Below are 11,910 nucleotides of genomic sequence, written 5' to 3' on the forward strand. Positions count from 1 at the left end.
TTTAGAATTCAGGCTGTGGAACTGGGAATATTATCCTGGAACTGCATAAGTCCTGAATAAAATTAATATGCGGGAGAAAAAGGGAGGTCCTTGTAAGTGGATGGAATGACGGCAGTGGTTAAAACGGAAGCCGGAAAAGGGGCAAGGCTTGTGGAAATTCCCGTGCCCCAGCCGGGGAAGAACGAAGTGGTGGTCAGGGTAAAGGCTGCCGCGATATGCGGGACCGATATGCATATTTATGAATGGAACACGTGGGCCCAGAATGCTAAAATAAAGTTGCCGCTGGTCATGGGGCACGAATTCAGCGGCGAGGTGGCAGCCGTGGGGGAAGGGGTGACGACTCTAAAAACAGGCGATTACATAGCCGGTGAAACTCATATCCCCTGCGGGGAGTGCTACCAGTGTAAAAACGGTCTCCAGCACATCTGCGGAAGGCTGACCATATACGGCGTCAATACTGACGGGTGTTTTTCCCGTTATACCAGGATTCCGGAAGCCTGCGCCATAAAAATACCTCCCACTATTCCCCCGGAGATCGGGGCAATCCTGGAACCGCTGGGGACATCTTTCCGGTCATGTCTTGAGCTCCAGGTTACCGGAGCGACGGTGGCCGTTATCGGCGCGGGCCCCATAGGTCTGCTGGCGGTTGTTTCCGCCAGGGCCATGGGGGCTGCCGCTGTTATCGCCGTGGATGTTATCCTCAGCAGGTTGGAACTGGCCTTGAAGGTGGGTGCCAATTACACGTTTAATCCTAAAGAGCAGGACGTGGTCCAGGAAATACTTAAGCTGACCGGCGGGCTCGGTGTGGACGGTTTTATCGATGCCTCGGGAAACAGCAAGGCCATTCAGGAGGGATTTAAATACCTGCGAAAGGGCGGGCGCGCGGCGCTTGTCGGTTTGCCCTCCGGACCCCTGTGTATTGACCTGGGCGCGGATGTTGTCTTCAAGGAAGCGGTTATCACCGGTATTCACGGCCGGAAAATGTTTGAAACATGGACGGGGATGAAAAACATGCTGGATAAGAAACGCTTGCCTGTTGAACCGATCATCACACATGTTTTGCCCCTGGAGAGCTTTGAGGAAGGGTTTAACCTGCTCAAAACGGGTGAAGCCTGCAAGGTTGTCCTCATCCCGTAAAGCAAGGGACGCTGCGTTCTGCTGCCATTATAAAGCGGCGGGACGGGGAATTGAGTCCTCACAAGCAACTGTCCGGCCGGTGCTTTGCCGTCAACCAGCAACCGGCTGTTGATGCGCAGGACATATTGTAAATGCCAGGCCGGGAGCCATATCCGAATAAAAAAACGAACATTTCCCGGGAATGTTCGTTTTTTATTGACACAGAGGATAAAAATAAATTAAGATATGATTGTAAGTTCGCAGTTCGCACTCAGCCATTGGGTAGGGTGATACTTGGCTCGACGGTTAGACAAGTCTCACCCTTTTGTTTATTATATACTTGAGAAAAGGTGGTGTGTGTTTTGCCGGGAAAAGAGGTCATTATCGTCATGGGCAGCGACTCGGACTGGCCCGTAATGAAAACAGCGGCTTTGACGTTGAAAGAATTTGAAGTTGGATACGAAGTCCACGTGGCTTCCGCCCACCGCGCCACCGAACGGGCCTTGCAGCTGGCACGGGAAGCGGCGGGCAGGGGCGTGGAAGTGATTATTGCCGGGGCCGGCGCCGCGGCCCACCTGCCGGGCGTGCTGGCGGCCGTCACTCCGCTTCCCGTGATCGGGGTGCCCATCAATTCCACCAGCCTGGGGGGACAGGACGCCCTGTACGCCATTGCCCAGATGCCTTCCGGTATTCCCGTCGCCGCGGTGGCGATTGACGGCGCCAGGAATGCCGCCCTGCTGGCGGTGCAGATCCTGGGCGCAAAGGATAAAAGGCTGCGCGAGAAAATGGCTGCCTACAAGGAAAAGATGGCCTTGGAAGTCGAGGCCAAAAACGAAAAAATCCAGCAGCTGGCGCAGGAAATATGAACGGTTTCCTGGCGGCGCTGTTATGTTACTGCACAGGAGGAAACGTGAATGATTGACCGCTATACCCTGCCGGAAATGGGAAAAGTCTGGGCGGAGGAGAACCGCTGGGCCGTAATGCTGGAAATTGAGATCCTGGCCTGCGAGGCAATGGCCGAACTGGCCCTCATTCCCCGCGAAGCCGCCCGTGAAATAAGAAGAAAAGCGCGTTTCAACATCGAAAGGATCAAGGAAATCGAAGAAACAACGAGGCACGACGTCATCGCCTTTCTGACAAACGTTGCCGAATACGTCGGGGAAGAGGCCCGGTATATCCACCTGGGAATGACCTCTTCCGATGTCCTGGACACGGCCCTTTCCGTACAGCTCAAACAGGCGGGGGAACTGATCCTGGAGAAGATGGCGGATCTCGGCGAGGCGATAAAAGAAAAGGCCGTCGAGCATAAGGATACCCTGATGATGGGCAGGACGCACGGCGTCCATGCCGAACCAATCACTTTCGGTTTGAAGATGGCCTTGTGGCATGCGGAAAACGAGCGCAACATCGCCAGGATGAAAGAAGCGGTCAGGACAATATCCGTGGGGAAGATTTCAGGTGCCGTGGGGACGTTTGCCAATGTTTCGCCCCGCGTGGAGGAGTATGTCTGCGAAAGGCTGGGGCTTGAACCGGCCCTGGTTTCCACGCAGGTAATCCAGCGCGACCGGCATGCCCATTACCTGTCCGTGCTGGCGGTGGCAGCCAGTTCCCTGGACAAGTTCGCCACCGAGCTCAGGCATCTCCAGCGCACTGAAGTGCTGGAGGTGGAAGAACCTTTCGGGGCGGGGCAAAAAGGGTCCTCCGCCATGCCGCACAAGAAAAACCCGGTCATGGGAGAGAGGATTTCCGGGCTGGCCAGGGTTGTACGGGCGAACAGCGTGGCGGCTTATGAAAACGTCGCTCTCTGGCATGAAAGGGACATCAGCCATTCCTCGGTGGAGAGGGTCATCCTGCCTGACAGCACTATTCTCCTTCACTACATGCTGGACCAGCTGACCAGGGTCCTGCGCGGCCTCAAGGTCAACACCGCCAACATGAGAAACAACCTGGAGAGGACACTGGGCCTCGTTTTTTCGCAGCGGGTCATGCTGGCGCTGGTGGAGAAGGGACTGGCCAGGGAAGAAGCTTACAGGCTCACGCAGCAGAACGCCATGCGGGCCTGGGACGAGCAAAAGGACTTCAAGTCTTTGGTCCTGGCGGACGAACGGATAATGGAATTCTTAAAACCAGTTGAGGTGGAGGAACTCTTCGATTATAATTATCACACCAAGCATGTCGACTATATCTTTAAGCGGGCAGGATTGCTCAATTCAAGGAAAGGAGAATAAACTGTTATGGTAGAAATCCTTGAGCAGATTTACGAGGGCAAGGCCAAGAAGGTTTATAAAACCTCGGACCCTGATGTTTTTCACGTCTATTACAAGGATGACGCCACCGCCTTCAACGGGCTAAAAAAAGGCCAGATCAGGGATAAAGGCTATTACAACAACCAGATATCCGCGATCTTTTTCCGGCTTCTTGCCGAGAAAGGGGTTCCCAACCACTTTATCGAGTTGAACGGCGAGAGGAGCATGCTGGTCAAGGCGCTGGAAATAATCCCGGTGGAAGTGGTGGCCCGCAATATCATTGCCGGTTCCCTGGCCAAACGCACGGGCAGGCCGGAAGGAACGAGGCTGGCTTCTCCCGTGCTGGAGTTTTATTACAAGAGCGACGAACTGGGTGACCCCATGATTAACAATTATCACATCAAAGCCCTGGGCCTGGCGGCGGACGAGGAAATGAAGACCATTGAGGACATGGCCCTGCAGGTTAACCGGGTTCTGCTGGCCCATCTTGAACCGCTTGGCCTGGACCTGGTGGATTTCAAACTGGAATTCGGGCGCCACAAGGGTCAAATCCTTTTGGGAGACGAGATTTCCCCCGATACCTGCCGTTTCTGGGACACGGCCACCCAGGAGAAACTGGACAAGGACCGTTTCCGCCGCGACCTGGGCAGGGTGGAAGAGGCTTACCAGGAGATATACAGGCGGCTTAAGGGAGGTAAACAGTAATGTTTAAAGCGGTGGTAACCGTGACTTTTAAGAAGAGCATCCTGGACCCCCAGGGGAGCGCCGTCCTGAAAGCCTTAAAGTCGCTTGGCTTCCAGGGAGTGGAGGATGTGCGGGTGGGGAAGCACATTGAGGTCCTCCTGCAGAGCGAAAGCCAGGAAAAAGCCAAATATGAAATTGAGACGATGTGCTCCAAGCTGCTGGCCAATCCCGTCATCGAAGATTATTACTTTGAAGTGGCGGAGGTAGAATGATGAGATTCGGGGTCGTTGTCTTTCCGGGTTCCAATTGTGACGCCGACTGTTTCCATGTCGTGGACAGGGTGCTCGGCCAGCCTGTCGAATACCTGTGGCACGGCGATGAAAAGCTGAAAGAGATCGACTGCCTGATCCTGCCCGGAGGGTTTTCTTACGGCGACTACCTGCGCACGGGAGCTATTGCCCGTTTTTCTCCTTTGATGAACAGCGTCATGGAGTACGCGGAAAAGGGAGGGCTGATCCTGGGGATCTGCAACGGGTTCCAGATCCTGACCGAAATGGGCCTGCTGCCGGGAGCGCTTATCCGCAATCCCAGTCTGCAGTTCCAGTGCCAGGACACCTATCTCCGGGTGGAACGTGCGGATACGCCGTTTACCGGGTGCTATGCTCCAAAGCAGGTTGTAAAGATACCTATTGCCCATGCCGAAGGAAGCTTTGTTGCCGACAAGAAAACGTTGGATTTGCTGGAGAAAGAGGGACGGGTTGTTTTTCGCTACTCGAGCCCCGGCGGCGAAATCACGGCGGAAGCCAATCCCAACGGCTCGCTCCACAACATTGCGGGGATAATAAATGAAAAAGGCAATGTCCTGGGAATGATGCCGCACCCGGAGCGGTGTTCCGAGGGAATAATGGGCGGGGTGGACGGCTTGCGCCTGTTCGAGTCCCTTGTTAAATGGTGGGAGGAAGGTGGAGCACGATGAAGGACGGCCATTGGCGCGAACTCGGCCTGTCGGACGAGGAATACCAGAGGATTGTCGAACTGCTGGGCAGGGAACCGAACGAGGTTGAGCTCGGCATGTTCAGCGTGATGTGGTCCGAACACTGCAGCTACAAGAATTCAAAACCGGTACTGAAGAGATTTCCAACCAGCGGTCCCAGGATCATCCAGGGTCCGGGGGAGAATGCGGGGGTTGTCGATATAGGGGACGGCCAGGCGGTAGTCTTTAAAATCGAAAGCCACAACCACCCATCGGCTATCGAACCTTACCAGGGCGCGGCCACAGGAGTCGGCGGCATCATCCGCGATATTTTTACCATGGGCGCACGGCCAATTGCGCTTTTGGATTCCCTGCGCTTCGGTTCCCTTAAAAAGAGCAAGAAGTCGCGTTACCTCTTCAACAGGGTGGTGGCCGGCATCGCGGGGTACGGCAACTGCGTCGGGATCCCCACGGTTGGCGGTGAGGTATATTTTCATCCTTCATACGAGGAAAACTGCCTGGTCAATGTGATGTGCGTCGGGCTGATCGACAGGCAGGACCTGGCCAAGGGCACGGCAGGAGGGCCGGGCAACCCCGTGATGGTTGTCGGCGCCCGTACGGGGCGGGACGGCATTCACGGGGCTACTTTCGCCTCAGAGGAGCTGAACGAGGCCTCGGAAGAAAAACGGCCCGCCGTGCAGGTCGGCGATCCGTTCATGGAAAAACTGCTGTTGGAAGCCTGCCTGGAGCTGGTAAAAACCGGCTGGGTGGTAGGTATGCAGGACATGGGCGCGGCCGGGCTGACCAGTTCGTCGTGTGAAATGGCCTCCCGCGCGGGAACGGGCATCGACATGGACATCGCCAGAATCCCGCGCCGCGAGACGGGGATGACTCCATATGAAATAATGCTTTCCGAGTCGCAGGAAAGAATGCTGGTTGTAGTGAAAAAAGGAAAGGAGAAAGATGTCCGGGACATTTTTGCCAAGTGGGGGCTGGAAGCGGTTGTTGTTGGCCAGGTGACCGCTGACGGGTACCTGACGGTCAGGGAAGGGGAGCGGGTGGTGGCCCGCATCCCGGCAAAAGCGCTCACCGAATCGTGCCCGGTCTATGAACGTGAAGCCAAGGAGCCGTCTTACCTGCTCCAGGCCCAGGAATATGATCTGGGTTCGCTCCCGGAGATGGAAGACTACAGCCACTCTTTGCTGACGCTGCTCGGCACGCCCACCATCGCCAGCAAGGAGTGGGTTTACCGGCAGTATGACTATATGGTGGGGATAAACACGGTGGTGGGGCCTGGCGCGGCCGATGCGGCGGTCCTGCGCGTCAAAGGAAGCAAAAAAGGGATTGCCGTCACCACTGACTGCAACTCGCGCTACGTTTACCTTGACCCGTACCGGGGCGGGCAGATCGCCGTGGCTGAAGCGGCCCGCAACCTGGCCTGCACCGGCGCTCTTCCCCTGGCGGTCACGGACTGCCTCAATTTCGGCAACCCGGAGAAACCGGAGATCTTTTGGCAGTTCAAAGAGGCGGTGGCCGGGATGAGCGAAGCCTGCCGGGAGCTGGAGACCCCGGTAACCGGCGGCAACGTGAGCTTTTATAACGAGACCAAGGGTGAGGCCGTTTATCCCACGCCCGTGGTGGGGATGATCGGTTTGATCGAGGACCTCGAACAGGTCTCCACCCTGGCTTTCAAAAACGACGGGGATATTGTCATTCTTCTGGGACAGAACAAAGACGAGCTTGGAGGCAGCTTGTATTTGAGCGTGATTCACGGGCTGGAAGCGGGCAGGCCTCCGGAAATCAATTTGCAGCTGGAAAAGCTGGTGCAGAGGACAGCGCTGGACCTGATAAAAGAGGGGCTGGTCACCGCTTCCCACGACTGCGCGGAAGGCGGCCTGGCCGTGGCCTTGGCCGAGTGCTGCATTGCCGGAGGCATAGGAGCGGAAATAATCTTGAATGAACCTGTGCGGGCCAGCAGCCTGCTTTTTGGCGAGACGCAGTCGAGGATTATCATCACCACTCCGAAGGACAGGGTGGACGAAGTGCTCAACCGCCTGAGAACAAGCAAAGTTCCCTACAAGGTTTTGGGAGACGTGGGCGGGTCGGAACTGAACATTACGGGTTCCGGCTGGAAGGTGCGCCTGGAAGTTGAAACCATGGCGGAAAAATATCGGGGGGCTATACCATGCATAATGAATTCGTAGAAAAAAGGCCTGATAAAATGGAAGAAGCCTGCGGCGTCTTTGCAATTTACGCGCCGGGCGTGGACGTGGCCAGGGTCACCTACTACGGGCTCTATTCCTTGCAGCACCGGGGACAGGAAAGCGCGGGGATCGCCGTTTCCGACGGGGTTGGAATCAAGGTGCACAAAGCTATGGGCCTGGTTTCGGAGGTGTTTACGGAGGACATCCTGGGGAAACTGAAGGGGAATATGGCCATCGGGCACGTTCGCTATTCCACGACCGGCTCCAGCCAGGTGTTAAACGCCCAGCCGCTGGTGTGCCGCTACCTGCAGGGAAGCCTCGCCGTCGCTCACAACGGAAACCTGACAAACGCCACCGAGTTGAGGGAGAAACTGGCGGCCAACGGGTCGGTGTTTCAGTCGAGCATCGATTCGGAAGTCATCGTCAACCTGATTGCCCGCTACGGTCAAAGCGCCATAGAAGAAGCCATCATGAAATGCATAATCGACCTGAAAGGCACCTATTCTTTAGTGGTGATGACGGAAGACAAGATCATCGGGGTCCGCGATCCTTTCGGAAACCGCCCGCTGTGCCTGGGTAAACTGGGGAAACACTACTGCATAGCCTCCGAGTCATGCGCCCTTGATACACTGGGGGCGGAATTTATCCGCGATTTCGCCCCGGGCGAGATCGTGACCATCGACCAAGACGGGATGCGTTCCAGGAGGTTTATTGCTCCCAATGAGCCGGCGGTTTGCATTTTCGAATACATTTATTTCGCCCGGCCTGATTCAAGCATCGACGGGATCAATGTCATGCAGGCCCGCCGGGCAATGGGCAGGGAACTGGCCCTCGAACACCCGGTCAACGCCGACCTGGTCATACCCGTGCCGGATTCCGGCATTTCCGGAGCCCTGGGGTATGCCGAACAGCTGGGGCTGGTGTATGACATGGGGCTTATGAAAAACCGCTATATCGGCCGCACTTTCATCCAGCCGGAACAGAACGAAAGGGACCTGGGCGTGCGCTTGAAGCTGAATCCCATCACCAGCCTGGTGGAAGGGAAAAAAGTGGTGATCGTCGATGACTCCATCGTCAGGGGAACCACGAGTAAAACAATTGTAGAAATGGTCAGAAAAAAAGGGGCCAAAGAGGTTCACATGCTTGTCAGTTCGCCGCCGGTGATGAATCCCTGCTATTACGGGATAGACATCTCGGAGAGAGGCGAGCTGATCGCCGCGCAAAAAACGGTGGAGGAAATACGAAGGTTTATTGCGGCCGATTCGCTGCATTATCTCAGCCTGGAAGGGTTGTACCGCGCTCTTGGGCGGACAAAAGGGTTTTGCACGGCCTGCCTGAGCGGGTCTTACCCGATTGAACTTCCATCGCAGGAGGAACTGGGCAAACACATCTTCGAGATGCCGCAGCATCACAGGAAGGAGGCCAGGGCATGCGGGGGCGTGCGGGATTGACCTACCGGGAGGCCGGAGTGGACATCAGCCAGGGAAACAGGACCGTGGAGATGATTAAGCCCCTGGCGGAGAAGACTTTTCGCCAGGAGGTTTTGGGCGGCCTGGGCGGTTTTGGCGCGCTGTTCGCCCTTGATACCGAAAAGTATAAAAACCCGGTGCTGGTGGCCGGCACGGACGGGGTGGGCACGAAACTGGCAGTGGCCCAGCTGATGAACAGGCACGATACCATCGGGATCGACTGCGTGGCCATGTGCGTCAACGATATCCTCGTTTCTGGGGCGGAACCCCTTTTTTTCTTGGATTATTTGGCTGTGGGCAAGCTTGAACCGGAGCAGGCGGCGGCTGTAGTAGCCGGTATAGCCGAGGGATGCAGCCAGGCCGGCTGTGCCCTCATCGGGGGTGAAACGGCTGAAATGCCCGGCTTCTACCGGCCCGGCGAGTACGATGTGGCCGGTTTTGCGGTAGGCGTGGTCGAGCGTGAAAAGATTATTGACGGCAGGACAATCGTACCGGGTGATTTGCTGCTCGGGCTTTCCTCGAACGGCCTGCACTCCAACGGGTATTCCCTGGCCCGCAAGATATTCTTTGAGGTTTGCGGGTACAATGCGGGGGACTACGTGGAAGAGCTGGGCTGTTCGTTGGGCGAGGAACTGCTCAAACCGACCAGGATATACGCGGGGATTGTACGGGAGCTTCAAGACCATTTCTGCATTAAGGGCATGGCCCATATCACGGGAGGCGGCTTGCTGGAAAACCCGCCCAGAGTGCTGCCTTCCGGCCTGGGTTTGGAAATCGACTACGGCAGCTGGGAAATACCCCCTGTTTTCCGGCTGCTGGCCCGGGAAGGGCCGGTGGAAAAAAGGGAAATGCTGCGCACGTTCAATATGGGGATCGGCTTCGTCATTATTGCGGAAGCGCGGGAGACCTTGAAAATGAAAGATTGGCTCGCCGGCAGGGGAGAAAAGGCCAGCGTCATCGGCCGCGTGGTGGAAGGAGCTGCCGGCGTTACGGTGAGGGGGACTGACTGATGGCGCATCTTCGGCTTGCTGTTTTGGCTTCCGGGCGAGGAACGAACCTCCAGTCCATTCTGGATGCCGGCCGCGAAGGCAGGCTGGACGCATCCGTCGCGGCGGTTGTGAGCGACAAGGAAGGGGCTTTTGCCCTGGAAAGGGCCCGTTTGGCGGGAATTCCGGCTTATTATGTCAACCCGCGAGGGTATTGCTCAAAGGAGGAATACGAAGAGGCTCTTCTGGGGGTCGTCAGGTATAGCCGGGCCGACTGCGTGGTCCTGGCCGGTTTTATGCGGGTGCTTTCGCCGTATTTCATAAAAGCCGCCGGTGTTCCCATCCTCAATATCCATCCATCTATACTGCCGTCCTTTCCAGGGCTCCACGCCCAGCGCCAGGCACTGGAATATGGTGTTCGCTACAGCGGCTGCACGGTGCATTTTGTTGATGAAGGCGTGGATTCGGGTCCGATCATCCTCCAGGCGGTAGTGCCTGTTCTTCCCTCCGACACCGAGGAAAGCCTGGCCGCGAGAATACTGGAAAAGGAACATATTATTTACCCCGAAGCTTTGCAGCTTTTATGCGAAGGGCGTGTGCTCCGCCGGGGAAGAAAAGTTATTATACTAGAGGAAGGTGAAATCAATGAGTAAACTTGCCCTGATCAGCGTATCCGACAAGAGAGGGCTTGCGGATTTTGCCAAAGGCCTGAAAAGTCTCGGATACGCCATAGTATCGACAGGGGGAACGGCACGAGCCATCCAGGAGGAGGGCATTGAGGTAACGCCTGTTTCGGAGATAACAGGATTCCCTGAAATCCTGGACGGCAGGGTAAAAACACTGCATCCCGGCATCCATGCCGGCATCCTGGCGAAACAAGAACCGGATCACTTTGCGCAGCTTGAAAAGTTGGGGATCAAGCCGTTTGACCTGGTGGCTGTCAATCTTTACCCCTTCCGGGAAACGGTGGCCAGACCCGGGGTCACCCTGGAGGAAGCCCTGGAGAACATCGATATCGGCGGGCCTTCCATGGTCAGGGCGGCAGCCAAGAATTACGAGCGGGTGGCTGTTGTGGTCAACCCGGACCGCTACCCGGAGATCCTCGCCCAGCTCCGGGAAAAGGGAGAAATCGACCGGGAAACGCGTTTGAGACTGGCTGTTGAAGCGTTCACACATACCGCCGAGTACGATATGGCGATCAGCGCTTATTTAAGCAGGGTAAGTAAGCCCAATGAATTCCCCGATACCTGGTTTGTCGCCGGGCACAAGAAACAGGAACTGCGCTACGGCGAGAATCCCCACCAGAAAGCCGCCTTTTATATTAAGACGAACAGGAGCAGCGGGACGCTGGCTGGCGCGCAGCAGTTACAGGGCAAGGAGCTGTCGTATAACAACCTGGTGGACCTGGAGGCGGCCTGGGCTGTTGTCAGGGAATTCGAAAAACCTGCGGCCACGATCATTAAACACACCAACCCCTGCGGGACGGCGTTGGGTTTTGACATCCTGGAGGCATATATAAGGGCTTTTTCCGCCGATTCCATTTCCGCTTTCGGAGGCATTATCGGCTTAAACCGCGAGATGGACGAAAGGACAGCCCTGGAGGTAAGCAAGACCTTCATGGAAGCGATAATAGCCCCCTCTTTCAGCAAGGGGGCATTGAAGGTCATGGCCGAGAAGCCTAATGTGCGGCTGTTGGCTATGGGCGAAGAAAAAAAGCAAGAGAAAGAATACTGGATTGAACCGGTAAGCGGCGGGTTCCTGGTGCAGGAATGGGATGAAGCGCTGCTGCGGAAAGAGGACATGCAAGTGGTTTCCCAGAGAAAACCCGACGAGGCCATGCTGGACGAACTGCTCTTTGCCTGGAAGGTGGTCAAGCATGTAAAATCTAACGCCATCGTCATCACCAAGGATAAGCAGACTATCGGCGTGGGCGCCGGGCAGATGAACCGCGTGGGCGCGGCCCGCATTGCCCTGGAGCAGGCCGACAGCCGGGCGCGGGGCGCGGTGCTGGCTTCCGACGCTTTCTTTCCATTCTCCGACACGGTGGAACTGGCTGCCCGCCAGGGGATCAAGGCCGTCATCCAGCCGGGCGGATCCATTCGTGACGAGGACACCATCAAGAAAGCTGACGAGTACGGCCTGGTGATGGTGTTTACGGGCATCCGCCACTTCAAGCACTAGCATGACTTTACGAAATATTAGTTTTTATTTTTTAGAATCCTTTCATATCAA

Annotated in this window: 11 protein-coding genes; all 11 read left to right on the forward strand. The window is 56.3% G+C overall.

Going from position 1 to position 11,910, the window contains the following annotated elements; all coding sequences use genetic code 11:
* Positions 1-105: 105 nt before the first annotated feature.
* On the forward strand, positions 106-1,137 hold the full coding sequence (tdh, locus tag NUV48_14845; GenBank protein ID MCR4443409.1) for an L-threonine 3-dehydrogenase: 1,032 nt from the start codon (positions 106-108) through the stop codon (positions 1,135-1,137).
* A 341-nt stretch (positions 1,138-1,478) separates the two neighbouring features.
* On the forward strand, positions 1,479-1,982 hold the full coding sequence (gene purE, locus NUV48_14850) for a 5-(carboxyamino)imidazole ribonucleotide mutase (protein ID MCR4443410.1): 504 nt from the start codon (positions 1,479-1,481) through the stop codon (positions 1,980-1,982).
* A gap of 48 nt (positions 1,983-2,030) precedes the next feature.
* Positions 2,031-3,344, forward strand: a complete 1,314-nt coding sequence (purB, locus tag NUV48_14855) for an adenylosuccinate lyase (protein MCR4443411.1) — start codon at positions 2,031-2,033, stop codon at positions 3,342-3,344.
* A 6-nt stretch (positions 3,345-3,350) separates the two neighbouring features.
* Positions 3,351-4,067 (forward strand): phosphoribosylaminoimidazolesuccinocarboxamide synthase, encoded by a 717-nt coding sequence (locus NUV48_14860; GenBank protein MCR4443412.1) that lies wholly within the window; start codon positions 3,351-3,353, stop codon positions 4,065-4,067.
* Positions 4,067-4,318, forward strand: coding sequence for a phosphoribosylformylglycinamidine synthase subunit PurS (purS, locus tag NUV48_14865; protein ID MCR4443413.1), 252 nt, complete (start codon positions 4,067-4,069; stop codon positions 4,316-4,318). The genes NUV48_14860 and purS overlap by 1 nt, the downstream gene beginning before the upstream one ends.
* Positions 4,318-5,022: a phosphoribosylformylglycinamidine synthase subunit PurQ gene (gene purQ, locus NUV48_14870; GenBank protein MCR4443414.1), complete on the forward strand. Its 705-nt coding sequence runs from the start codon at positions 4,318-4,320 to the stop codon at positions 5,020-5,022. The genes purS and purQ overlap by 1 nt, the downstream gene beginning before the upstream one ends.
* Complete coding sequence (gene purL, locus NUV48_14875; GenBank protein ID MCR4443415.1) at positions 5,019-7,223, forward strand: phosphoribosylformylglycinamidine synthase subunit PurL; 2,205 nt, start codon at positions 5,019-5,021, stop codon at positions 7,221-7,223. Before purQ ends, purL begins: the two co-directional genes overlap by 4 nt.
* Positions 7,205-8,674: an amidophosphoribosyltransferase gene (purF, locus tag NUV48_14880; protein ID MCR4443416.1), complete on the forward strand. Its 1,470-nt coding sequence runs from the start codon at positions 7,205-7,207 to the stop codon at positions 8,672-8,674. Before purL ends, purF begins: the two co-directional genes overlap by 19 nt.
* Entirely contained in the window at positions 8,653-9,702 is a 1,050-nt protein-coding gene (purM, locus tag NUV48_14885) for a phosphoribosylformylglycinamidine cyclo-ligase (protein ID MCR4443417.1), read from the forward strand. The genes purF and purM overlap by 22 nt, the downstream gene beginning before the upstream one ends.
* A complete protein-coding gene (purN, locus tag NUV48_14890; GenBank protein ID MCR4443418.1) occupies positions 9,702-10,331 on the forward strand; it encodes a phosphoribosylglycinamide formyltransferase in 630 nt (209 codons plus the stop codon). Before purM ends, purN begins: the two co-directional genes overlap by 1 nt.
* On the forward strand, positions 10,324-11,859 hold the full coding sequence (gene purH / locus NUV48_14895; GenBank protein ID MCR4443419.1) for a bifunctional phosphoribosylaminoimidazolecarboxamide formyltransferase/IMP cyclohydrolase: 1,536 nt from the start codon (positions 10,324-10,326) through the stop codon (positions 11,857-11,859). The genes purN and purH overlap by 8 nt, the downstream gene beginning before the upstream one ends.
* Positions 11,860-11,910: the final 51 nt, after the last annotated feature.

This window comes from Peptococcaceae bacterium (genome assembly GCA_024655825.1).
Classification (GTDB): Bacteria; Bacillota; Peptococcia; order DRI-13; family PHAD01; genus JANLFJ01.